This window comes from Streptomyces sp. NPDC104226, assembly GCF_055584085.1.
Window position 1 is genome coordinate 533,232 of sequence record NZ_JBVJMS010000006.1, and the last position, 22,417, is coordinate 555,648.

The window sequence follows — 22,417 nt, forward strand, 5'->3', positions numbered from 1 at the left end:
CATTCGCCCGTGAGGGGGAGTGGGCGGCACATCCGGGCCGTACGCAGTCCAGGGCGCACCGCGGCAGTTCGGGGCGCGCACAGCCCCACGGCCGGACCGTACCCGGAAGGAGACGCTCCGCCACCTGGCGGGCACCCAGGGTGTTGTACCGAATTCATGACAGTCCTACGGCCCCGTCAGCCTTACGAACAGGGGGGTCATGCCCCTTACCCTTTTCACTGGCCCCCTGCCCACCCCTCTCCGGAACGCGAGATTCATGACCGGCATCAGTGACGATGTACTGCTTGTCCACGGCGGAACTCCGCTCGAGGGCGAGATCCGTGTCCGCGGCGCGAAGAACCTCGTACCCAAGGCGATGGTCGCCGCCCTGCTGGGCAGCGAGCCCAGCAGGCTGCGCAACGTTCCGGACATCCGGGACGTCCGGGTCGTGCGCGGGCTGCTCCAGCTGCACGGGGTGACCGTCCGCCCCGGTGACGAACCGGGCGAGCTGGTGCTCGACCCCTCGCACGTCGAGAGCGCGAACGTCGCCGACATCGACGCCCACGCGGGCTCCTCGCGCATCCCGATCCTCTTCTGCGGTCCGCTGCTGCACCGCCTCGGCCACGCCTTCATCCCCGGCCTCGGCGGCTGCGACATCGGCGGCCGGCCGATCGACTTCCACTTCGAGGTGCTCCGCCAGTTCGGCGCGACCATCGAGAAGCGCGAGGGCGGCCAGTACCTGGAGGCCCCGCAGCGCCTCCGCGGCTGCAAGATCCGCCTGCCCTACCCCTCGGTCGGCTCGACCGAGCAGGTGCTGCTGACGGCCGTCCTGGCCGAGGGCGTCACCGAGCTCAGCAACGCCGCCGTCGAACCGGAGATCGAAGACCTCATCTGCGTCCTGCAGAAGATGGGCGCGATCATCTCCATGGACACCGACCGGACCATCCGGATCACCGGTGTCGAACGCCTCGGCGGCTACAACCACAAGGCGCTCCCGGACCGGCTGGAGGCCGCCTCCTGGGCGTCCGCGGCGCTGGCCACCGGCGGCAACATCTACGTGCGCGGCGCGCAGCAGCGTTCGATGATGACCTTCCTCAACACCTTCCGCCGGGTCGGCGGGGCGTTCGAGATCGACGACGACGGCATCCGCTTCTGGCACCCGGGCGGCCCGCTCAACGCCATCGCGCTGGAGACCGACGTCCACCCGGGCTTCCAGACCGACTGGCAGCAGCCGCTGGTCGTGGCGCTGACCCAGGCCACCGGCCTCTCGATCGTCCACGAGACGGTCTACGAGTCCCGTCTGGGCTTCACCTCCGCGCTCAACCAGATGGGTGCGCACATCCAGCTCTACCGGGAGTGCCTGGGCGGCAGCGCCTGCCGCTTCGGCCAGCGCAACTTCCTGCACTCGGCCGTCGTCTCGGGGCCCACCAAGCTCCAGGGCGCCGACCTGGTCATCCCCGACCTGCGCGGCGGGTTCTCGTACCTGATCGCGGCGCTCGCCGCCGAGGGCACCTCCCGGGTGCACGGCATCGACCTGATCAACCGGGGCTACGAGAACTTCATGGAGAAGCTCGTGGAACTGGGCGCCAAGGTCGAGCTCCCGGGCGGCGACCTCGTCTGACGGGCACGGATCCGCACAGAACGACCCAGAACGCCCCCACAGGCCCCGTGCAGGGCCCGTGGGGGCGTTCTGGCTCCCGGGAGCCGTGTGCGGCCCCGGGAGCGCCGAGAGGCGGCCACCCGGTGCCGGGCGGCCGCCTCTCGGTACTACGTACTACTGCCGTCCCGGGAGCCGCTGCGGGCCCCCGGCACAAGGGCGGACTACTTGCCCTTGGCGGCTTCCTTGAGCTTGGAGCCCGCGGAGACCTTCACGCTGTAGCCGGCCGGGATCTGGATGGGGTCGCCGGTCTGCGGGTTGCGCGCGGTGCGAGCGGCACGGTGGGTGCGCTCGAAGGTCAGGAAGCCGGGGATGGTGACCTTCTCGTCGCCCTTGGCGACAATCTCGCCGACGGTCTCGGCGAGCGCGGCCAGAACGGCGTCGGCGTCCTTGCGGGTCACCTCGGCGCGCTCGGACAGAGCGGCCACCAGCTCACTGCGGTTCATGTTGTACTCCCGTGTTCAACGTGCCTTAGAGGCGTGAGATCGAAGCCGATGCTGCCAGGGCCCTAGGACAGTCCCCGGACCCGGGTCTGACGTCAGACCCTCTCGCCCGGTTACGCATCCTGCCCCCACCACCGGCGGGAAAGCCAATCCGGCACCCGCCGGGGTCACACGAAAAGCGCCACAGTCACGCCGCGGTGACGCTCCGTCCGCACCGGAAGACGCCCGGATGGTCTCCGGAAGACGTCCTCAGACGCGGACCGCGGGCCACGCGGGCATCCCCGCAACCCTATGGGCGGCTCGGGGGGCCCGCATCCCGCGACGCGCCGGGGATCAGGCGGAGGTGGGCGCCGTCACAGCCGTGGAGGCGGCCTTGCGGACGGCTCCGGCGACCGCGCCGGCGACCTTGTCGTTGAAGACCGACGGGATGATGTAGTTCGCGTTCAGCTCGTCCTCGCCGACCACGTCGGCCAGGGCGCTCGCGGCGGCCAGCATCATGTCGGTGTTCACGGTGCGGGACTGGGCGTCCAGCAGGCCGCGGAAGACGCCCGGGAAGACCAGCACGTTGTTGATCTGGTTCGGGAAGTCGCTGCGGCCCGTGGCCACGACGGCGGCGGTCTGGCGGGCGACCGCCGGGTCCACCTCGGGGTCCGGGTTCGCGAGCGCGAACACGATGGCGCCTTCCGCCATGGCGGCCACGTCCTCGCCCGACAGGACGTTGGGGGCCGAGACGCCGATGAAGACGTCGGCGCCGACCACGGCCTCCTTCAGGGTGCCCGTGTAGCCCTCGGGGTTGGTGTTGTCCGCGATCCAGCGCAGCGGGGAGTCCGCGGCCGCGTCGACGAGGTCGGGGCGGTCCGCGTGCACGACGCCGTGGATGTCGGCGCTGACGGCGTTCTTGACGCCGGCGGCGAGGAGCAGCTTGAGGATGGCGGTACCGGCCGCGCCGGCGCCCGACATGACCACCTTGACGTCGCCAACGGCCTTGCCCACCACGCGCAGTGCGTTGGTGAGGGCGGCGAGGACCACGATGGCGGTGCCGTGCTGGTCGTCGTGGAAGACGGGGATGTCGAGGGCCTCGCGCAGCCGGGCCTCGATCTCGAAGCAGCGCGGCGCGGAGATGTCCTCGAGGTTGATGCCCGCGAAGCCCGGGGCGATGGCCTTGACGGCGGCCACGATCTCGTCGGAGTCCTGGGTGTCCAGGCAGATCGGCCAGGCGTCGATGTCGGCGAAGCGCTTGAAGAGGGCCGCCTTGCCCTCCATGACAGGCATGGCCGCCATGGGGCCGATGTTGCCCAGGCCCAGGACGGCGGAGCCGTCCGTCACGACTGCGACGGTGTTGCGCTTGATGGTCAGGCGCCGCGCGTCCTCGGGGTTCTCGGCGATCGCCATGCACACGCGGGCCACGCCCGGGGTGTAGATCATCGAGAGGTCGTCGCGGTTGCGGATGGGGTGCTTGGACGACATCTCGATCTTGCCGCCGAGGTGCATCAGGAAGGTTCGGTCGGAGACCTTGCCGAGGCTGACGCCCTCGATCCCGCGGAGCTTCTCGACGATCTCGTCGGCGTGCGCGGTGGACGTCGCGGCGATGGTGACGTCGATGCGGAGCTTCTCGTGGCCGGATGCGGTCACGTCGAGGCCGGTGACCGAGCCACCGGAGGACTCCACGGCGGTGGTGAGCTGGGAGACCGCGGTACCGCTCGCGGGCACTTCCAGGCGGACCGTCATCGAGTACGAGACGCTGGGCGCCGTTGCCATGGCCGTGTTCCTCTTCTGTCCCTGGTTCTTTTTTACACAGGGCCCGGCGCTGCTCCGGCCGAAACATGGCAGGTGCGGCAGGACCTGTTGTCCGATCGTCCCACCTACCAGCCGGTACAAGGTAACCAGCTACAAATTTCGGAAGAACTCTTCCACCATACGAGATAAGTCGCGCCTGCGGAATGGGTGGCCCATACAAAAAAGGTCCGCGCCCTCCACTGAGTGGAGGACGCGGACCTGGTGCTTCCTACGTCTATGACACCGACCCGCCATGCTCGCCTCGCGGCAAGTGGTCGCTCTAGGCGACTAAGGTTGGGCCCGGGGGCTTGGATCGAGTCGGTGCCGTAACCCAGGCTAACAAAGGTTCGCCCGAAGTGATCCCCCCACCGGCGACCGGTTGCGGGACCACGCCCCTGGCCGCCGACCAACCGGCCGTACGGCCTGATCGGCAGGGCACCCCCTACGGCTGCAGCAGCGCCGCGACCCCCTCGGCGTCCGGGGCGTCCCGCTCGGTGGAGATCACCGTCAGCTGCTGGGTCGCCCGGGTCAGGGCCACGTAGAGCACCCGCAGGCCCGCCGGGGACTCGTCCGCGATCTCCGCCGGGGAGACGACCACCGTGGCGTCGTACTCCAGGCCCTTCGCCTCCAGGCTGCCCAGGGCGACCGCCCGCTCCCCCAGGTCCGCGAGCCAGCCCGCGGCCTCGGCGCGCCGGTCCATCGCCACGACCACGCCGACCGTGCCGTCCACCTGCTCCAGCAGCCGCCGGGTCTCCTCCACCACCGTGGCGCGCAGACCCCCCTCATCGGGCGTCGCCGCCGTGAAGCGCGGCTGCAGGCCCGTGGAACGCACGGCCGTCGGCGGCTCCGTGCCCGGCGCCGCCAGCTTCAGCACCCTCGACGCGACCTCCGCGACCTCGGCCGGGTTGCGGTAGTTCACCGTGAGGGTGAACTTGCGCCGCGGCCGCGTGCCCAGCGCCTCGTCGCGCGCGGCGGCCGCCTCCTCCGGGTCGGTCCACGAGGACTGCGCCGGGTCGCCGACCACCGTCCACGTGCCGCCCCGGCCGCGACGGCCGACCATCCGCCACTGCATCGGCGTCAGGTCCTGCGCCTCGTCGACGATGACGTGGGCGTACTCGGTGCGCTCCGCCGCGATCCGCTCGGCCCGCTCCCACTGGGTCTCCTCGCGGCCCGGCATCAGCTCCTCCAGCCCGCTCAGCTGGTCCAGCGGGTTCAGCTCCCGCTTGCGCTTGGGCCGTGCGGGCGCGCCCAGCAGCTGCTGGAGCTCGTCCAGCAGCGCCACGTCGTGCACCGACAGGGCGCCCTTGCCGTCCGGGCCCACCCGGCGCAGGGAGCGTGCCACCTGCCGGGTCTCGCGCGGGTTGAGGTCCCGGCGCGACCAGCGCGCCAGGCGCCGCTCGTCCGCCATGGAGGCCAGCACCCCGCGCGGGGTCAGCTCGGGCCACCAGGCGTTCAGGAAGTCGACGAACGCGTCCTCCGTCGAGATGTCCTCGTCGAAGGCGGAGCGCAGCTCGGCGGCGAGCTCCGGGTCGCTGTGCCGGCCCGCCCCGCCGGACTTCGAGTACAGCGCGTCCAGCAGCAGCTTGCGGGCGCGCGGGCGCAGCAGGTTGACCGGGGCGGTACCGGACAGGACGTTCTGCCGGATCCGGTCGAGATCGGGGGCCTCCAGCTCCTGGCGGCGCCCGAAGGCCACCACGCGCAGCCGGTCGGGGGCGGGGTTCCCGCCGGGGCCGCCGAACTCCAGGGCTCCCCGTACGGCCTTGCGCAGCACCTTCAGCATCCGGGACGAGCCCTTGATGCGTGCGGTGGCCGGGTCGTCGTACGTGGTCGCCTCGGCCCCGTCGACGAGCGAGCCGAGCGCCCGGATGGCGACCTGGCCCTCCTCGCCGAGGGAGGGCAGGACGCCCTCGGTGTAGGCGACCAGCAGCGGGGTCGGGGAGACGATCAGGATGCCGCCGGAGTAGCGCCGCCGGTCCTGGTAGAGCAGGTAGGCGGCGCGGTGCAGGGCGACGGCGGTCTTGCCGGTGCCGGGTCCGCCCGCGACCTCGGCGACCGAGGCGGCGGGCGCCCGGATGACGAGGTCCTGCTCGGCCTGGATGGAGGAGACGATGTCGCGCATCGAGTGGGTACGGGCCCGGCCGAGGGCGGCCATCAGGGCGCCGTCGCCGATGACGGGCAGCTCGTCGCCGTCGAGGAACGCGGTGACCTCGGGGCGCATCAGGTCGTCCTCGACGCCGAGCACCTTGCGCCCCTTGGAGCGGATGACCCGGCGGCGCACGACGCGGCCGGGCTCCTTGGGGGTGGAGCGGTAGAACGGCGCGGCCGCGGGGGCGCGCCAGTCGATGACGAGCGGCGCGTAGTCGGAGTCGAGGACTCCGATGCGGCCGATGTGGAGCGTCTCGGCGATGTCGGCCGTGAGGTCGGTGCGGATCGCGTCGTCGGCGGGCTCGACGGAGGTGAAGGCGCCGTCGGGGCCCCGCTCCCCGTCCTTGCCGAGGACCAGGTCGATGCGGCCGAACAGGAAGTCCTCGAACTCGTTGTTGAGACGGTTGAGGTGGATCCCGGCGCGGAACACCTGCGCGTCCCGCTCCGCGAGGGCGCCGGGCGTGCCGACCTGGCCACGCTTGGCGGCGTCGTTCATCAGGAACTCCGCCTCGTGGATCTTCTCCTCAAGGCGTCGGTACACGTGATCGAGATGCGTCTGCTCGACCGCGATCTCCCGATCGCGGACGGAATCCGCCGTGCTGTCGACAGCGGCATTCTGCGCGGCCACCAAAGCCCCTTTCTGACGTGCATGGGCAGCCGTCAACCGTACGCCAAGGGGCCCGCCCGCGCACGCCCCTTCCGGGACGGCTCGCGGATCAGGACGAAGATCACGCCCCCGGCGGCCGCGGTCCGGGTCAGCCCGGGCGGGATTCCAGGACGCGGCGCCGGTGCCGGGCCACCCGCTCGCGGTTGCCGCACAGCTCGCTGGAGCACCAGCGGCGGCGGTGTCCGCGCGAGGTGTCGAGGTAGACGCGGGCGCAGCCGTCGCCCTCGCAGGCCCGCAGCAGTTCCCGTTCGCCGGGGTCGGTGAGCAGTTCGACGGCGTCCCGGGCCACCGCGGCCAGCAGGCCGGCGCATTCGACGCCGCCGCACAACTCCCGTACGAGGTGACCTTCTTGGTCCTGCACTGCACACAGTCTCGGGGGTGGACCGGCAGCCGCCGCGTTGACCCGGGCCAGCGCGGGCCCGGGCGGCGCGGCTCCGGCCAGCTCGGCCCGTACGAGGCTCTCGACGTCGGCGCGCAGCACCCGGAAGGCGTGCACCCAGTCGTCCCCGACGCAGCTCAGCGGCGTCCGGTCGGGCACCAGCCCGGCTCCGGTGAGCCACAGGCACAGCCCGTCGCCGTCACGGATGCCCCCGGTCTTCGCGAGAGGTTCAAACGCAGCCACCAGGTCCAGGCAGACCCGCCCGGAGTCGAACCACATGCCCGTCACCGCCTCCCTCTCGGGGCGTGCCCCCAGAGTGCCCGTCTCCGGGGCCGGCGGCTAGTGCCGCGACCGGAAAGGTCCACCGGGTCGCGGCGCCCGGCACGGCACTAGAGGGCGGGCGGCTCGTCGTTGAGCAGCAGCTGGAAGAGCCGGTGGTCCTGCCAGTCCCCGCCGACGTGCAGGTAGCGGGGCGCGAGCCCGTACTGCTCGAAGCCCGCCTTCGCGAGGACCCGCTGCGAGGCCAGGTTCTCGACGCGCGTGCCCGCCTCGACCCGGTGCAGCCCCTCCTCGTCGCGGGCGATCCGGATGACCTCGCGCAGTGCGGCGGTGGCCAGCCCCTTGCCGGTCCAGGCCTCGTCGATCCAGTAGCCGATGGAGCCGCTGCACAGGGCTCCGCGCACGATGTTCTGGAGGTTGATCGCCCCGGCCACCCCGTCGGCGGTGACCAGGACGAACGGCCGGGCCCGCCCGCCCTCCCGGGCCGCGAGCAGCTCCCCGATCCGAATCCGCTGCGCCGCCTCGGTGTAGAAGTCCGCAGCCCGCCAGGGCTCGTAGGGCTCCATGTACGCGCGGTTCCGGTCCAGCACCTCGGCGACCCCGGCGGCGTCCGCCTCCCGGATCTCCCTCATCTCCACACCGTCAACGATCATCCCGGCACGCTAACGGACGGTCCGGGCCCCGGCCATACCCGCACCCGTACCGCTGCCCGTGCTCGCGCCTGCACCCGCACCCCTCAGGCGTCCGCGTACTTCGTGTCGGCGGCCATGTCCAGGGACAGCCGGTAGCCGCGCTTGACGACGGTCTGGATGAGGTTGGGGGCGCCCAGGGCCACGCGCAGGCGGGCCATCGCCGTTTCCACCGCGTGCTCGTCGCGGCCCGCACCCGGGAGGGCGCGCAGGAGTTCGGAGCGGGCCACGACCCAGCCCGGGCGCCGGGACAGGGCCCTGAGCAGGGCCATGCCGGCCGGCGGTACGGGGCGCAGCTCGTCGTCGAGCAGGACCGCGTGGCCGCGCAGCTCCAGCCGGTGTCCGGCCACCGGGAACACCCGGGCCCGGCCGGGGAGTTCCTGGCACAGGAGCTGCACGAGGGGTCCGAGCCGGAAGCGCTCGGGCTGCACGGTGGGCACGCCTTCCGCCTGCAGGGGCAGGGCCGTCACCGGGCCCACGCACGCCGACAGCACCGACCCGTCGGTCAGCGCCGCGAGCACGGGTTCCCGTACGCCCCGCTCCGCGGCCCGTGACAGCAGGGAGACCGCCGCCGGTGCGGAGGTGAAGCTCACCGCGTCCACGCCGCCCGCGGCCACGGCGTCGATCAGCCGGTCCAGCGGCCCGAGGTCCTCCGGCGCCATCCACCGGTAGACGGGTACGCCGACCACCTCGGCCCCGCCCGCCCGCAGGGCCTCGACGAACCCGGGCAGCGGCTCCCCGTGCAGCTGGAGGGCGATGCGCCGGCCGGCCACCCCGGCCGTGAGCAGCCGGTCCAGTACCTCGGCGAGCGACTCGGAGCGCGGGGACCAGGTCTCCACGAGCCCGGCGGCCCGGATCGCCCCCTTCACCTTCGGTCCGCGCGCCAGCAGTTCGGTCTCCCGCAGCCGTCCGAGCAGTTCCTCGCCGAGCCCCCATCCGTCGGCGGCCTCGATCCAGCCGCGGAAGCCGATGGCGGTGGTCGCCACGACCACGTCGGGTGCGCAGCCGATCAGCTCCTTGGTGGCGGACAGCAGTTCGGCGTCGTCGGCGAGCGGCACGATCCGCAGGGCGGGCGCGTGCAGCACGGTGGCCCCGCGGCGGCGCAGCAGGGCGATGAGCTCGTCGGCCCGCCGGGCGGCGGTGACCCCGACGGTGAATCCGGCGAGCGGGCCGGCCGGCGGACCGGTGGGGATGTCCTGGTCGTGCATGGTGACCTGCCTCGCGCAGTGGTCGGGTCCGGTGTCGGGGGCCGGTGTCCTGGTCCGATGTCCGGGTCCGGTATCGGGGTCCGGGGTCGCGGTCACCCGCATGCGTGACGTTCGCGTGAACCGAGCCTGCCCTGGGGGCGTATCAGGCTCGGTTCACGCGTATTTCGGTGCCGTTAACCGGCGTGTGGCCGTCGTTACACCGAGGTGAGCTGCGGCTTCGCCTCCGCACCGGCCGTGGGGATCATCACCCGGGCGGGCCGGCGAAGGTATACCGCCCAGGTGACGGCGCAGCACACCGCGTAGAAGCCGAGGAAGGTCACGAAGGCCGCCGTGCCCGAGCCGGAGCTGAGGAACGCCGACCGGAAGACCAGGTTGATGCCGAGCCCGCCGACCGCGCCGATCGCACCGATGAGTCCCATGGAGGCGCCGGACAGCCGCCGCCCGTACGCGGCCGCGTCCTCGCCGCTCATCCCGCGGGCCAGCGCCTTCGCCTGGAAGATGCCGGGGATCATCTTGTAGGTGGAGCCGTTGCCGAGCCCGCTGAGGACGAACAGCCCCACGAAGCCGACCAGGAACACCGGCAGGGATTCCCGTACGGAGGCCACGATCACCACTCCGGTCGCCGCCGCCATCGCCACGAAGGTGCCCAGGGTGATCCGCGCGCCGCCGAACCGGTCGGCGAGGGCCCCGCCCACGGGCCGGATGAGCGAGCCGAGCAGCGGTCCGATGAAGGTGAGCGAGGCCGCCTGGAGCGGGGTGCGACCGAACTGCGTCTGGAGCACCAGGCCGAAGGCGAAGCTGTATCCGATGAAGGAGCCGAAGGTGCCGATGTAGAGGAACGCCATGATCCAGGTGTGCCCGTCGCGGACCGCCTCCCGTACGGCTCCGGTGTCGTTGCGGACGGTCTCCAGGTTGTCCATCCGCAGGGCGGCGAGCGTCGCCGCAAGCACGATGAGCGGGATGTAGGCGGAGAGCAGCAGCCGCGGGTGCCCGGCCCCGGCCGTGCCGATGACCAGCAGGGCGGCGAGCTGGACGACGGGGACGCCGATGTTGCCGCCGCCCGCGTTGAGGCCGAGCGCCCAGCCCTTCTTGCGCAGCGGGAAGAAGGCGTTGATGTTCGTCATCGAGGAGGCGAAGTTCCCGCCGCCGACCCCGGTCAGGGCGGCCACCAGCACGAAGGTGGTGTACGAGGTCCCGGGCTCCATCACCAGCCAGGCGGCGACCGTCGGGGCGAGCAGCAGCAGGGCGCTGAAGACCGTCCAGTTGCGGCCGCCGAAGCGGGCCACGGCGAAGGTGTAGGGCACGCGGACCACGGCGCCCACGCTGGTGGCGGTGGCGATGAGGGCGAACTTCCCGGCGGGGTCGATCCCGTACTGCGGGCCCATGAACAGCACCATCACCGACCACAGGGACCAGATCGAGAACCCGATGTGCTCGGAGAGCACGGAGTAGACCAGGTTCCGGCGGGCGGTCTTCTCCCCCGTCTCCCGCCAGAAGGCCTCGTCCTCGGGGTCCCACCGCTCGATCCAGCGGCCCCCCTTGCGCGGTGCGGTCGTACTGGTCATCACACGCCTCCACAGCTGCTGCGATCACGTCGCGTCTCGTCCGTGGTGACGACCGTAGGAAGGGCTCGTTTCGGCCCCGGTCCCCGCCGGATGACCGGCGGGAAACCTTGCACTCACCCGCTGCCGGGGCCGGGTGTGAGCGTGGTGGGGCTGAGGGCGGCCGGTGTGAGCGCGGGCAGCCAGCTGTCCGGGGGCACCTCCAGCCAGCCGTGCCCCGCCCCGAGCTCCGCGGCGGCGCGGCGCAGCGCGTCCAGCCCGGGATGGCCCGCTCCCTTCCGCCACACCATGGAGAGCGGCGACAGCGGGACCGGGGCGGTCAGCGGCCGCTTGACGCAGCCGGGCAGGTCGACGAAGCCCACCGTGGCGAGGACGGGGCGGCCCGTTTTGGCCATGACCCGGCGGAACTCCTCCTTGCCCACCGCCACCGGCGCGGGCGGTGCGGACGCGATGCCCCGGCCGGCGAACAGCTCGCGCGCCAGCCCGGTCCACTCCCGGGTCCGCGGGTTCCCGGCCCCGGTGTACACCGTCTCCCCGCGCAGTGCGTCCAGCGGTACGGCGTCCAGCGCGGCCAGCGCGTGCCCCTCGGGCAGCAGCACCGCGAGGGGCTCGTACCGTACCGGCGTCCGGTCGAGGCGGTCGCGCAGCGCCGGGTCGAGGCCGTCGGCGTACCCGAAGGAGACGTCGAGGCGGCCCGCGGCGATCTCGGCGGCGGCGTGGGTGAGCCCGGACTCGAAGCGGGCCATCAGCTCGCAGTCGGGGGCGAGTTCGCGGGCCCGGTCCAGGACGGTGCGGGCGGTGCCGGGGCCATCGGTGTTGAGGTCGACGAGCAGCGGCCGGGGCCCCGCGAACGCCCCGGCCAGCTCCTCGTGGGCCCGCAGCACGCCGCGGGCCAGGGGCAGCAGCCGCTCCCCGTCCGGGGTCAGCTCCACGGCGCGGGTGGTGCGGACGAACAGGGGCGCGCCCAGGGTCTGTTCGAGCCGGCGCACGTCCCGGCTGAGGGCCTGCTGGGCCACGTAGAGGCGGGCGGCGGCACGGGTGAAGTGCAGCTCCTCGGCCACGGCGAGGAAGGCGCGCAGCAGGCGGGGTTCCACGTCTCGGGGCGTCACCTGCGGAGACTAACAACAGGAAGCGGTGAATGGGCCCCGAACAGGTGTTGGACCGCGGTCGGGCGCCGGCCCGAGCCTTGACCCATGCCCACCACGTCCATGCCCACCACGTCCACGCCGTCCGGCCCGCCGTCCGCCGCCCCGCTCATGGCCGTCACCGGCTCCACCCTGGTGCTCGCCGCCGCCCCGACGCGGCGCACGCGGCCGACCCGCGCCCCGGGCCCGTACCGCCGGCTCTTCGCGCTCCCCGGTACGCGCGGCTTCACCACCGGGAACCTCGTCGCCCGGCTCCCCATGGGCATGTTCGGGATCAGCGCCGTCATGATGATCGCGGGCCAGCGCGGCTCGTACGCCCTCGCCGGCGGGGTCGTCGCCGCCGGCCTGGCGGCCACCGCGGTCGTGGCCCCCTGGACGGCCCGGCTGGTCGACCGGTACGGGCAGGCCCGCATCGCCGTGCCCGCCACCCTGATCGCCGTGCTCGGCTCGCTCTCGCTCGTGGCGTGCGTCCGCACCGAGGCTCCCGCCTGGACCCTCTTCGCCTCCTACGCCGCGACCGCGACCACCCCCAACATCGGCGGCATGTCCCGCGCCCGCTGGACGCACCTGCTGAAGGGCGACCCCGCGGCGCACCACACCGCGATGTCCTTCGAACAGGCCGCGGACGAACTGGCGTACATGCTCGGGGCGGTGGTCGCCGCGTTCCTCTGCACCACCGTCTTCCCGGAAGCGGGCACGCTCGCCGGCGCCGCGCTGCTCCTGACCGGGATGCTGGTCTTCACGGCCCACCGCGCCACGGAGCCGCCGGCGGCGGCGCCGGTCCGCGGCACGTCCCCGCTGCGGACCCTGGGCCGCCTCCTGCCCCTCTTCTTCGTGCTGGGCGCGATGTTCGGCTCGCTGGAGATCACCTCCGTCGCCCACCTCGGCGGCCACGGCCTCGGCGCGCTCTCGGGCCCGGTCATCGCCCTTCAGGCGGCCGGCTCCTGCCTGGCCGGCCTGCTCTACGGCACCCTGCGCCCGCGCGGGCTGCCCGTCTGCCTCGGCGTGCTGGCCCTCGCCATGACCCTGCCCCTGGCCGCGGCGGCCACCGGCTCGGTACCGGCCCTCGCGGCGGCCCTGCTCGCGGCCGGCATGGCCACCGCCCCGGTCATGGTCACCGCGATGTCCCGGATCCACGCCGTGATCCCGCCGGGCCGGCTCAACGAGGGAATGACCCTGGCCGTCACCGCGATCTTCGCCGGCATCTCGGCGGGCTCCGCGACGGCCGGCGCGGCGATCGACCACTGGGGCACGACCGCCCCGTACGCCCTGCCCGCGACCGCGGCCCTGCTGGCGCTCCTCCTGGGCAGCAAGCGACTCGTACCACTTTCCCGTACGAGACTGGTACGGTAGTCACGTACCGTCGAGAATGGAGTGACGCCATGTCCATAAGCGCCAGCGAGGCCCGAGCGACCCTTTTCCCGCTCATCGAGCGCGTCAACACCGATCACACTCCGGTGCGCATCACGTCCAAGAGCGGCGACGCCGTCCTCATGGCCGCCGACGACTACGACTCCTGGCAGGAGACCGTCTACCTCCTCCGGTCGCCGGAGAACGCGAAGCGCCTGATGGAAGCGGTCGCGCGCGACCGCGAGGGCGCGGTCACGGTCAGCAGGACCCTGGACGAGCTGAAGGAGATGGCCGGGGGCGAGGAGTGAGGAGCGTCCACTTCGACCCCGCGGCCTGGGACGACTTCCTCTTCTGGCTCGCGTCGGACCGGAAGATGGCCCGCAGGATCACCCGCCTGATCGGCGAGATCCAGCGCGACCCTTTCGGTGGGATCGGTAAACCCGAGCCCCTGAAAGGCGAACTGTCGGGTTACTGGTCCCGCCGGATCGACGACGAACACCGTCTCGTCTACCGGGCCGACGAGAAGGAAGTGAAGATCCTGAAGGCCCGCTACCACTACTGACGGGCATGACAAAGGCCCCGCAGCCTGACGGCCGCGGGGCCTTCGCCCAACATGGGGGTTGTGGAGATGGCGGGAATCGAACCCGCGTCCAACGGTGCAGAAGTAGGGCTTCTCCGAGCGCATTCCGCTGCGCTTTTCTCGGCCCCGGAGATCACACGGACAAGTCTCCGACGGGCTCAGTCACTGTTTGATTTCCCTCTATCCCCCGTGACCGGAGTTAGAGGTTTAGATCCCTAATTGACGCCAGGATCCGGACCGGGACCACTTCCGGGCTGACGCTCCTCACAGAGGCTTCAGCTCACTGTTATTAGGCAGCGAGGGTGAAGCGGGAGTTATCGCTCTTGGAGTTGGCGATTATTTTTTGCGACATATGGTTAACGAGATCATTGCCGCTTTCTCGGCTCGCTTCCCCTACATCGACATCCGCTGTCGAAACCGATCATCCCCATGTTTCACGCTGTTCAGTTATTGATATCCAGCAGGCGCTCTCCATGCGTCCCGCTCGACCCGCACCACCCGCAAGCGCGTGGTGCTGACGCCATGGTACGCGAAGTGGACCACCGCGTGCCAGGACATTAAAGCTGGCCGCGCTCCTTGCGCTTCACGGCCGAGATCACCCGGTTCGTCTCGCGCGTGTCCTGCTTCTCGCGCAGCGCCTGCCGCTTGTCGTACTCCTTCTTGCCCTTCGCCAGCGCGATCTCGATCTTGGCCCGGCCGTCCTTGAAGTACAGGGCGAGCGGCACGATCGTGTTGCCGGTCTCCCCCGTCTTCGACTCCAGCTTGTCGATCTCCTCGCGGTGCAGGAGGAGCTTGCGCTTGCGGCGCGCGCTGTGGTTGGTCCAGGTGCCCTGGCTGTACTCCGGCACGTGCACGTTGTAGAGCCAGGCCTCGCCGCTCTCCACCGACACGAAGCCGTCCACCAGCGAGGCGCGGCCCTGACGCAGGGACTTGACCTCGGTACCCGTGAGCACGAGGCCGCACTCGTAGGTGTCGATGATCGTGTAGTCGTGCCGCGCCTTCTTGTTCTGGGCGATCAGCTTGCGCCCTGTTTCCTTAGCCATAGTGCGGTCATTTTCGCACTACGGACCCACTCCGATGCCACCCAATACCGTGCGGGCCCGCTCCTCGACCCGGTCCGCCGCCACCAGGTCGGGGGTGATGCCCGCACCGTCCAGGTTGCGGCCCGCCGGAGTGCGGTACGTCCCCACCGTCAGCTCCGCCACCGAGCCGTCCGGCAGCTCCGTCGGCATCTGCACCGCGCCCTTGCCGAAGGTGCGCGTGCCGACCGCCACCGCGCGGCCGCGGTCCTGGAGGGCTCCGGTGACCAGTTCGGCCGCGCTCATCGTGCCGCCGTCGATCAGCGCCACCAGCGGCCGGGCCGTATCGCCGCCCGGGGCCGCGTACAGGGCGCGCTGCGCACCGCGCACGTCGTACGTCGCCACCAGCCCGCCGTCCAGGAAGGCGGAGGCGGCCGTCACGGCCTCCGTGACCAGGCCGCCGGTGTTGCCGCGCAGGTCGAGCATGACCCCGCCGCCGGCCGGGGCCGCCCGGACCGCGGAACGGACCCGGTCGCCGGAACCCCGGGTGAAGGAGGCGACCTTGATGACCGTGATCCCGCCGGGCAGCTCCCGTACCGTCACGGGCTCGCTGCGCAGCTTCTCGCGCCGCACGGTCTCCGTGACGTCGGCCCCGCCGCGGGTCAGCTTCAGCTCCACGGGGGTGCCGGCCTCACCGCGCAGCAGGGCCACCACCTCGGCCACCCTCAGCCCGGTCACGCCCTGCCCGTCGATGCTGAGCAGCCGGTCCCCGGCCCGCATCCCGGCCCGCGCCGCGGGGCTGTCGGGCTGCACCCGGTCGATCTCGATGCGGCCGTCGCGCAGCCGCCCGGCCCACAGGCCGACGCCCGTCCACTGGCCGTCCAGGTCCTCGGCGAAGGCCTCGTACTCCCCCTGGTCGTACACCGCGGCCCAGCGGTCCCCGCTGCGGCTGACCACGTCCTGGGCCGCCGACTTGGCGGACTTGCCCTCCGCGACGGCCTCGGCGGCCGCGCGGGCCACCTCGTCCCGGTCGGCGGTGGCCGCCCGCCGCTGCGCGGGCAGCGGCGGCGGGGAGTGCGTCACCGGCCCGGGCCCGGCGGGCTCCGCACGCGCCACGAGCCCGGAGGTGCCCGCGAACGCACCGGGTCCGGAACCCCCGCTCCCGGCACCCGCACCGGCCCCCACGGCGGCGAGGACGACCAACGTCAGAACGGCCCCGCGACGCACGTCGCGGGGCCGGATACAGAAGTCGGAACCACTCGGCAAGCCCAGCATGGCGCCGAGTCTAGGACAAGGCCCGCGGCGGTACGGGTGGTTGGCCGTACCGCTCACGGGGCGCTCGTCACACCTTGAGGTACTTGCGCAGGGCGATGAAGGCGGCCAGGGAGGGCATCAGTACGCCGATGACCAGGACGAGCGGAAGCTTGGTCAGGACCGAGTCCCAGCCGATGAAGTTGATGAGCTCCATCTTGTCGCGCAGCGCGGCGCCGTGGTCGATCACGAAGTACTGGCCGGCGCCGAGCATCCCGCAGGCGAGCAGCGCGCCGATCAGGCCGGCGAAGGCGGCCTCCATGATGAACGGCACCTGGATGTAGAAGCTGGAGGCACCCACCAGGCGCATGATCCCGGTTTCGCGCCGACGGCTGAAGGCCGAGACGCGCACCGTGTTGACGATCAGCAGCAGGGCCACGATCAGCATGATCAGCATGATGCCGAGGGCGGCCCAGTTGAGGTAGCCGAGGAGTCTGAAGAGGTTGTCCAGCACGGTGCGCTGGTCCTCCACCGACTGGACCCCGTCACGCCCGGAGAAGGAGGTCGTGATGACCTTGTACTTCTCCGGCTGCTTGAGCTTCACCCGGAAGGACTCGGGCATCTGGTCCGGGGTGATGGACGCCGCCAGGGCGGTGTGCCCGAACTGCTCCTTGTAGTGCTTGAAGGCCTCGTCGGAGGACTCGTAGGTGACGGCCTCGACGAGGTCCATGCCCTTGAGCTCGGTCTCCAGGGCCTGCTTCTGCTCCGGGGTCACCGCACCCTTGGAGCAGGAGGCCCCGTTGGTCGCCTCGGCGTCGCTCTTGTTGCAGAGGTAGATGGAGACGTTGACCTTGTCGTACCAGTACCCCTTCATCTTGCTCACCTGGTCGCGCATGAGCAGGGACCCGCCGAAGAGGGCGAGCGAGAGGGACACGGAGATGATGACCGCGAAGGTCATGGTCAGATTGCGGCGGAGACCGACCCCGATCTCCGACATGACGAACTGGGCGCGCATCGCGTCTCAGGAGCCTTTCAGTGCTGGTAGCCGTAGACGCCGCGCGACTGGTCGCGGACGAGACGGCCCTGCTCGAGTTCGATGACGCGCTTGCGCATCTGGTCGACGATCTGCTGGTCGTGGGTCGCCATGATCACGGTGGTGCCGGTCCGGTTGATCCGGTCCAGCAGCTTCATGATGCCGACGGAGGTCTGGGGGTCCAGGTTGCCGGTGGGCTCGTCCGCGATCAGCAGGGCCGGCCGGTTGACGAAGGCACGGGCGATGGCCACGCGCTGCTGTTCACCACCGGAGAGCTCGCCGGGCATCCGGTCCTCTTTGCCGCCGAGGCCGACGAGCTCCAGAACCTGGGGAACGGCCTTCTTGATCTCGCCGCGCGGTCTGCCGATGACCTCCTGGGCGAAGGCCACGTTGTCGGCCACCGACTTGTTCGGCAGGAGGCGGAAGTCCTGGAACACGGTCCCCAGCTGGCGCCGCATCTGCGGAACCTTCCAGTTGGAGAGCTTGGCGAGGTCCTTGCCCAGGACGTGCACCTGGCCGTGGCTCGCCCGCTCCTCGCGCAGGATGAGCCGCATGAAGGTGGACTTGCCGGAGCCGGAGGAGCCGACCAGGAAGACGAACTCGCCCTTCGAAATGTCCAGGGAGACATCTCTGAGTGCCGGGCGGCTCTGCTTCGGGTAGGACTTGGAGACGTTGTCGAATCGGATCACGGGTGCACCACGGTCGCCGGGAGTAGGTCTGCGTGACCATACGCGAACAGGCGCGAGGTGTGGACCCGGCGTCCGGAGTTGCCCGATATATCCCCTGGTCCGAGAGGTGGGCGACCGTGATTGCCCGGAGGGGCCGCGCCGAATGTCATCGAAGCTGGCACAGTGGGAGGGGGAACGGACCGGTTCCCGCAACCGTTGTAACCGAGGGGACGAGAGGAGGAGCGCATGACATTTGACCGGCTCGTGTGCGCGAACTGCGCCGGACCCGTCAGTCAGGGCCGCTGCCGGGTGTGCCGGGCGAACCGGGAGCGCCTCCAGCAGGAGGGCCCCTTCTCCGGTGGCATCACCCCGGTGGCGCTCATCGCACTGCTGGTGATCCTGGTGGCCGCGCTGGCACTGGTGGCCCAGCAGACGATGTAGTCGCAGACGGCGTAGTCCCTCAGCCGCCACGTCCCGATCAGACAGACGCATACGCGGAAGGGCCCGGACACCTCGACGGCGTCCGGGCCCTTCCCCTTGCTGTACCGAGACCTACGCGGTCTGCTCCTGCTGCTTGCGCCAGCGGATCCCGGCCTCCAGGAAGCCGTCGATCTCGCCGTCGAGCACCGCCTGCGGGTTGCCGACCTCGAACTCCGTCCGGAGGTCCTTGACCATCTGGTACGGGTGCAGGACGTAGGACCGCATCTGGTTGCCCCAGGAGCTTCCGCCGTCCTTCAGGGCGTCCATCTTGTCCTTCTCCTCCTGGCGGCGCCGCTCGAGCAGCTTGGCTTGGAGGACGTTCATCGCGCTGGCCTTGTTCTGGATCTGCGAGCGCTCGTTCTGGCACGAGACCACGATGCCGGTCGGCAGGTGCGTGATGCGGACCGCGGAGTCGGTCGTGTTGACGCCCTGGCCGCCGGGACCCGAGGCGCGGTACACGTCGACGCGCAGCTCGGCCTCGTCGATCTCGACGTGGTCGCTGGTCTCGACGACCGGCAGCACCTCGACGCCCGCGAAGGAGGTCTGGCGGCGGCCCTGGTTGTCGAAGGGCGAGATCCGGACCAGGCGGTGGGTGCCCTGCTCGACGGAGAGGGTGCCGTAGGCGTACGGGGCCTTGACCACGAAGGTGGTCGACTTGATGCCGGCCTCTTCCGCGTACGAGGTCTCGTAGATCTCGGTCGGGTAGCCGTGCCGCTCGGCCCAGCGCAGGTACATGCGCTGCAGGCGCTCGGCGAAGTCGGAGGCGTCCACGCCGCCGGCCTCGGCACGGATGTTGACCAGCGCCTCGCGCTCGGCGTACTCGCCGGAGAGCAGGGTGCGGACCTCCATCTCGTCCAGCGCCTTGCGCACGGAGACCAGCTCGGTCTCCGCCTCGGCGAGGGTGTCCGCGTCGTCCATCTCCTGGGCGAGGTCGAACAGCACCGCGAGGTCGTCGATGCGCCCGCGCAGGCCCTCGGTCTTACGGACCTCCGCCTGGAGGTGCGAAAGCTTGCTCGTGATCTTCTGGGCGGCTTCCGGGTCGTCCCACAGGGACGGCGCGGCGGCCTGCTCCTCGAGCACGGCGATTTCTGCCCTCAGCTTGTCGAGGTCCAGGACGGCCTCGATCGACCCCATGGTCGAGGAGAGGGACTTCAGCTCTTCGGAAACATCGACGACTGCCACGGGTCCAGCGTAGCCGGTCCCCGGGGGGCGCTCTCCGGCCAGGCCGAATCACCCGTACTAATGGCGGGTCGGACGGGCGTACGCTCACGATATGACCGCCCTTCCCGTCAAGCGCCGCCTCGTCAAGCGCCGCCATGTGGACCACATGCGTGTCACGACGACGAGCTGTCTGCCGCCGGACCATCCCCAAGCCTGATCCACCCCGATCCGACTTGGTCCTGTACGCGGCCTCGCGGTCCCGGCGCCAACCCTGCCGGCGGCCCTCCCCCCGGCCGCGGCCCCCGCCACCCCTGGGGACAGGACCCCGTGACATCCCGAAACGGAGCCGTCATGCCGTCCGCGCACCCTTCTTCTCCTTCTCCCTCTACTGCCTCTTCCTCCGCGTCTCCTTCCTCGCCCGAGGCCCCCTCCCTCCCGGTCCTGGACCTCTCTCACGCAGACGATCCGACGCTGCGCGACTCCTTCCGCAAGGACCTGCACGCGGCCGCCCGGGACAGCGGTTTCCTGCACCTCACGGGGCACGGGGTCACTGCCGCCGAGACCACCCGCATCCTGGCCCTGACCAGGGCGTTCTTCGCCCTCCCGGAGGCTGACCGGCTGGCCGTGAGCAATCTCAACTCCCCGCACTTCCGGGGGTACACCCGGATCGGGCACGAGCTCACCGGCGGCGCCTCCGACTGGCGCGACCAGCTCGACGTGGGCGCGGAGCGGGCGGCGCGGGAACCGGGGCCGGACGACCCGGCGTACCTGTGGCTGGAGGGCCCCAACCAGTGGCCCGCGGCCCTTCCGGAACTGCGGGACGCGGTGCTGGAGTGGCAGTCCCGGCTGGCGGCGGTGGCCCACCGCCTGCTCCGCGAGCTGCTCGCCTCGATCGGCGCCCCGGCGGACTTCTTCGACGAGGCCTTCGCGGACCGGCCCCACCTGCACACGAAGCTGATCCGCTACCCGGGATCCGCCCCGACGGGCACCGACCAGGGGGTCGGGGCCCACAAGGACTACGGGTTCCTCACCCTCCTCCTCCAGGACTCGGTGGGCGGGCTCCAGGTGGTCCGCGACGGGGCCTTCCTGGACGTCCCCCCGATGCCGGGGGCCTTCGTGGTCAACCTGGGCGAGCTGCTGGAGATCGCGACGGAGGGGTACCTGACGGCGACGGACCACCGGGTGGTGAGTCCGGCGGGGAGCGTGGAGCGGTACTCGGTGCCGTTCTTCTACAACCCGCGGCTCGACGCCGTCATCGAGACGGTCCCGGGTGACTACCTGGTGGCGGCGCCGGGGATAGCGCACGACGCGTCGAACCCGCTGCACGCGGAGTACGGCCGCAACGAGCTGAAGGGGTGGGTCCGGGCCCACCCCGCGGTGGCGCGGCGCTGGCACCCGGAACTGGTCCCCGGGGCGTAGCCCCGAAGCCCCTCGGGGCTACGGCCCCCGGAGCCCCGAGGGGCGTGGGCCGTGGCGGGCGACCCCTGCGGGGCTGTCCCCTACCCACCCTTCCACCGTTCCCCGGGGCTGCGCCCCGGACCCCGCGCCTCAAACGCCGGCGAGGCTGGATGTATCCAGCCCGTCCGGTTACGGGGCCGTCGAGCCCGACTGTTTGCTGTCCTGGGGCGGGGGCGCCGAGTCGGAGGAGGTGGCCAGCCAGCTGCCGACTCCGACCGCCGCGGCCAGCGCCACCGCGGCAGCGGACAGCGCGAGCCGCCGCTTGCGGACCGTCTCCGCCCGGTGCCGCGCGGAGCCGGGCCGGTGCCCCCCGGCGGGACGCGGAACCCGGGCCGTGCCCAGCGCGCCGCCCGCCAGCTCGTCCGGCCCCGGCACCCGCATCGAGGTGTGGGTGTCCCGGTTGGAATCCGTCGCGGAGCCGGGGACCAGCGGGACCACGCCCCGCCGCCGCACCGGATCGGCGACGGCCTCCGGTTCCGCGAACTCCGCCTGCTCCGGTTCGTCGGGCTCGTCCACGTCCAGCGGCGGCATCCCCGCCAGCAGCGGCAGCAGGTCCCGCAGCCGCAGGGAGAGCTCCGAGGCCCGCAGCCGCGAGGCGGGGGCCTTGGCCAGGCACTGGACCATCAGCTGCCACAGCTCGTCGGGGATGCCGGGCAGCGGGACGACGGTCTCCGTCACGTGGCGCCGCAGCACCGCCCCGGGATGCCCGCCGCCGAACGGCGTGAACCCGGCGAGCAGTTCGTACAGCACGGTGGCCAGGGCGTAGATGTCCACGGCCGCGCGCGGCGGCAGCCCCTCCACGATCTCCGGCGCCAGGTAGTCGGGCGTCCCGATGATCCGGGTGGTGGGGGCCGAGGCCCGGCCGCCGGTGGAGCGGCGCGGCGAGTCGATGAGCTTGGCCACGCCGAAGTCGGTGAGCAGCGCCGGGTGCGCGCCGCCCGGTCCGAGGGGGCCCTGCATGTCGAGCAGGACGTTCTCCGGCTTCACGTCCCGGTGCACGACCCCGGCCGCGTGCGCGGCGGCCAGGGCGTCGGCGACGTCGGCGACGATGGCCACGGCCGCCTCGGGGGCGAGCCGCCGCTCGCGGTCGAGGCGCGTGCGCAGGTCCGTACCGCGGACGAGGTCCATGACGAGGGCGAGGTCGTTGCCGTCCACGACGAGGTCGCGGACGCAGACGACGTGCGGGTGCTCCAGGCCCAGGAGCGCGCTGCGCTCCTGGACGAACCGTCCGACGAGTTCCTGGTCGGACGCGAGGTCCTCGCGCAGCAGTTTGACGGCGACGGGGCCGTCAGGCCCCTCGCCCAGCCACACCGTGCCCGCGCTGCCGCGTCCAAGGATCTGGTGCGCGGTGTACCGGCTGCCGATCTTCCGTGCCACAACTGCTCCCTCAGCGGCTGGCGTACGCACCAAAGCTACGCGGCCGGGTGGGGGTTGGAGCCCACGGATCGCGGCGACCTTCACTTCTGCGGGCGAAATCACGTCCCAGAA

The 22,417-nt window shown here is 71.7% G+C and carries 20 protein-coding genes and 1 other RNA gene; 6 read left to right on the forward strand and 15 right to left on the reverse strand.

Annotated features, from left to right (window positions below; genetic code table 11):
- The first annotated feature begins 256 nt into the window (after nt 1–256).
- On the forward strand, nt 257–1,600 hold the full coding sequence (gene murA, locus ACZ60J_RS21755; protein ID WP_469683999.1) for a UDP-N-acetylglucosamine 1-carboxyvinyltransferase: 1,344 nt from the start codon (nt 257–259) through the stop codon (nt 1,598–1,600).
- A 200-nt stretch (nt 1,601–1,800) separates the two neighbouring features.
- Here the strand turns inward: murA and ACZ60J_RS21760 are convergent, their stop codons facing one another.
- The 8 genes from ACZ60J_RS21760 to ACZ60J_RS21795 form a co-directional block, all read right to left on the reverse strand.
- Complete coding sequence (locus ACZ60J_RS21760; RefSeq protein WP_007264399.1) at nt 1,801–2,082, reverse strand: HU family DNA-binding protein; 282 nt, start codon at nt 2,080–2,082, stop codon at nt 1,801–1,803.
- Nucleotides 2,083–2,412: 330 nt separating this feature from the next.
- Nucleotides 2,413–3,837: an NAD-dependent malic enzyme gene (locus ACZ60J_RS21765; protein WP_469684001.1), complete on the reverse strand. Its 1,425-nt coding sequence runs from the start codon at nt 3,835–3,837 to the stop codon at nt 2,413–2,415.
- Between the two features lie 460 nt (nt 3,838–4,297).
- On the reverse strand, nt 4,298–6,628 hold the full coding sequence (locus ACZ60J_RS21770) for a HelD family protein (RefSeq protein ID WP_469684003.1): 2,331 nt from the start codon (nt 6,626–6,628) through the stop codon (nt 4,298–4,300).
- 127 nt (nt 6,629–6,755) lie between these two features.
- A complete protein-coding gene (locus tag ACZ60J_RS21775; RefSeq protein ID WP_469684120.1) occupies nt 6,756–7,325 on the reverse strand; it encodes a CGNR zinc finger domain-containing protein in 570 nt (189 codons plus the stop codon).
- A 110-nt stretch (nt 7,326–7,435) separates the two neighbouring features.
- The gene (locus ACZ60J_RS21780) at nt 7,436–7,978 is read right to left on the reverse strand and encodes a GNAT family N-acetyltransferase (RefSeq protein ID WP_469684005.1); all 543 of its coding nucleotides are present in this window, start codon (nt 7,976–7,978) and stop codon (nt 7,436–7,438) included.
- 83 nt (nt 7,979–8,061) lie between these two features.
- The gene (locus ACZ60J_RS21785; protein ID WP_469684007.1) at nt 8,062–9,222 is read right to left on the reverse strand and encodes a uroporphyrinogen-III synthase; all 1,161 of its coding nucleotides are present in this window, start codon (nt 9,220–9,222) and stop codon (nt 8,062–8,064) included.
- 194 nt (nt 9,223–9,416) lie between these two features.
- Nucleotides 9,417–10,787: a nitrate/nitrite transporter gene (locus ACZ60J_RS21790; protein WP_469684009.1), complete on the reverse strand. Its 1,371-nt coding sequence runs from the start codon at nt 10,785–10,787 to the stop codon at nt 9,417–9,419.
- A gap of 113 nt (nt 10,788–10,900) precedes the next feature.
- Nucleotides 10,901–11,893 carry a LysR family transcriptional regulator gene (locus ACZ60J_RS21795; RefSeq protein WP_469684011.1) on the reverse strand — a complete coding sequence of 331 codons (993 nt, stop codon included), beginning with the start codon at nt 11,891–11,893 and terminating at the stop codon, nt 10,901–10,903.
- 84 nt (nt 11,894–11,977) lie between these two features.
- Between ACZ60J_RS21795 and ACZ60J_RS21800 the strand changes: the two genes are divergently transcribed.
- Genes ACZ60J_RS21800 through ACZ60J_RS21810 form a run of 3 tightly spaced genes read left to right on the forward strand, consistent with a single transcriptional unit; the run spans nt 11,978 to nt 13,841 of the window.
- A complete protein-coding gene (locus ACZ60J_RS21800; RefSeq protein WP_469684013.1) occupies nt 11,978–13,282 on the forward strand; it encodes an MFS transporter in 1,305 nt (434 codons plus the stop codon).
- Between the two features lie 29 nt (nt 13,283–13,311).
- Complete coding sequence (locus ACZ60J_RS21805) at nt 13,312–13,587, forward strand: type II toxin-antitoxin system Phd/YefM family antitoxin (RefSeq protein ID WP_469684015.1); 276 nt, start codon at nt 13,312–13,314, stop codon at nt 13,585–13,587.
- Complete coding sequence (locus ACZ60J_RS21810; RefSeq protein WP_330330711.1) at nt 13,584–13,841, forward strand: Txe/YoeB family addiction module toxin; 258 nt, start codon at nt 13,584–13,586, stop codon at nt 13,839–13,841. The genes ACZ60J_RS21805 and ACZ60J_RS21810 overlap by 4 nt, the downstream gene beginning before the upstream one ends.
- A gap of 58 nt (nt 13,842–13,899) precedes the next feature.
- On the opposite strand, the gene ssrA is transcribed toward ACZ60J_RS21810, so the two are convergent.
- The 5 genes from ssrA to ftsE form a co-directional block, all read right to left on the reverse strand.
- Nucleotides 13,900–14,288: a transfer-messenger RNA gene (ssrA, locus tag ACZ60J_RS21815) on the reverse strand.
- Between the two features lie 128 nt (nt 14,289–14,416).
- Nucleotides 14,417–14,902, reverse strand: coding sequence for an SsrA-binding protein SmpB (gene smpB / locus ACZ60J_RS21820; protein ID WP_399384519.1), 486 nt, complete (start codon nt 14,900–14,902; stop codon nt 14,417–14,419).
- Between the two features lie 18 nt (nt 14,903–14,920).
- Entirely contained in the window at nt 14,921–16,153 is a 1,233-nt protein-coding gene (locus ACZ60J_RS21825; protein ID WP_469684017.1) for a S41 family peptidase, read from the reverse strand.
- A 67-nt stretch (nt 16,154–16,220) separates the two neighbouring features.
- Nucleotides 16,221–17,144, reverse strand: a complete 924-nt coding sequence (gene ftsX / locus ACZ60J_RS21830; protein WP_274552953.1) for a permease-like cell division protein FtsX — start codon at nt 17,142–17,144, stop codon at nt 16,221–16,223.
- A gap of 17 nt (nt 17,145–17,161) precedes the next feature.
- Complete coding sequence (ftsE, locus tag ACZ60J_RS21835; RefSeq protein WP_250741064.1) at nt 17,162–17,851, reverse strand: cell division ATP-binding protein FtsE; 690 nt, start codon at nt 17,849–17,851, stop codon at nt 17,162–17,164.
- A 225-nt stretch (nt 17,852–18,076) separates the two neighbouring features.
- Between ftsE and ACZ60J_RS21840 the strand changes: the two genes are divergently transcribed.
- Nucleotides 18,077–18,271 carry a hypothetical protein gene (locus tag ACZ60J_RS21840; protein WP_469684020.1) on the forward strand — a complete coding sequence of 65 codons (195 nt, stop codon included), beginning with the start codon at nt 18,077–18,079 and terminating at the stop codon, nt 18,269–18,271.
- Between the two features lie 111 nt (nt 18,272–18,382).
- On the opposite strand, the gene prfB is transcribed toward ACZ60J_RS21840, so the two are convergent.
- Nucleotides 18,383–19,492: a peptide chain release factor 2 gene (prfB, locus tag ACZ60J_RS21845; protein ID WP_469684022.1), complete on the reverse strand. Its 1,110-nt coding sequence runs from the start codon at nt 19,490–19,492 to the stop codon at nt 18,383–18,385.
- A gap of 330 nt (nt 19,493–19,822) precedes the next feature.
- Here prfB and ACZ60J_RS21850 point away from each other — a divergent pair, with 330 nt between their 5' ends.
- Nucleotides 19,823–20,890 (forward strand): isopenicillin N synthase family dioxygenase, encoded by a 1,068-nt coding sequence (locus ACZ60J_RS21850; protein ID WP_469684024.1) that lies wholly within the window; start codon nt 19,823–19,825, stop codon nt 20,888–20,890.
- A gap of 168 nt (nt 20,891–21,058) precedes the next feature.
- Here ACZ60J_RS21850 and ACZ60J_RS21855 read toward each other — a convergent pair whose 3' ends face one another.
- Nucleotides 21,059–22,306 (reverse strand): serine/threonine-protein kinase, encoded by a 1,248-nt coding sequence (locus ACZ60J_RS21855; RefSeq protein ID WP_469684026.1) that lies wholly within the window; start codon nt 22,304–22,306, stop codon nt 21,059–21,061.
- Between the last annotated feature and the right edge of the window lie 111 nt (nt 22,307–22,417).

What these genes read in the sequence shown, in the direction of transcription:
- murA (WP_469683999.1), top strand. Translation starts at nt 257, where the DNA reads ATGACCGGCATCAGTGACGATGTACTGCTTGTCCACGGCGGAACTCCG.
- ACZ60J_RS21760 (WP_007264399.1), bottom strand. Translation starts at nt 2,082, where the DNA reads ATGAACCGCAGTGAGCTGGTGGCCGCTCTGTCCGAGCGCGCCGAGGTG.
- ACZ60J_RS21765 (WP_469684001.1), bottom strand. Translation starts at nt 3,837, where the DNA reads ATGGCAACGGCGCCCAGCGTCTCGTACTCGATGACGGTCCGCCTGGAA.
- ACZ60J_RS21775 (WP_469684120.1), bottom strand. Translation starts at nt 7,325, where the DNA reads ATGTGGTTCGACTCCGGGCGGGTCTGCCTGGACCTGGTGGCTGCGTTT.
- ACZ60J_RS21780 (WP_469684005.1), bottom strand. Translation starts at nt 7,978, where the DNA reads ATGATCGTTGACGGTGTGGAGATGAGGGAGATCCGGGAGGCGGACGCC.
- ACZ60J_RS21785 (WP_469684007.1), bottom strand. Translation starts at nt 9,222, where the DNA reads ATGCACGACCAGGACATCCCCACCGGTCCGCCGGCCGGCCCGCTCGCC.
- ACZ60J_RS21790 (WP_469684009.1), bottom strand. Translation starts at nt 10,787, where the DNA reads ATGACCAGTACGACCGCACCGCGCAAGGGGGGCCGCTGGATCGAGCGG.
- ACZ60J_RS21800 (WP_469684013.1), top strand. Translation starts at nt 11,978, where the DNA reads ATGCCCACCACGTCCATGCCCACCACGTCCACGCCGTCCGGCCCGCCG.
- ACZ60J_RS21805 (WP_469684015.1), top strand. Translation starts at nt 13,312, where the DNA reads ATGTCCATAAGCGCCAGCGAGGCCCGAGCGACCCTTTTCCCGCTCATC.
- smpB (WP_399384519.1), bottom strand. Translation starts at nt 14,902, where the DNA reads ATGGCTAAGGAAACAGGGCGCAAGCTGATCGCCCAGAACAAGAAGGCG.
- ACZ60J_RS21825 (WP_469684017.1), bottom strand. Translation starts at nt 16,153, where the DNA reads ATGCTGGGCTTGCCGAGTGGTTCCGACTTCTGTATCCGGCCCCGCGAC.
- ftsX (WP_274552953.1), bottom strand. Translation starts at nt 17,144, where the DNA reads ATGCGCGCCCAGTTCGTCATGTCGGAGATCGGGGTCGGTCTCCGCCGC.
- ACZ60J_RS21840 (WP_469684020.1), top strand. Translation starts at nt 18,077, where the DNA reads ATGACATTTGACCGGCTCGTGTGCGCGAACTGCGCCGGACCCGTCAGT.
- ACZ60J_RS21850 (WP_469684024.1), top strand. Translation starts at nt 19,823, where the DNA reads ATGCCGTCCGCGCACCCTTCTTCTCCTTCTCCCTCTACTGCCTCTTCC.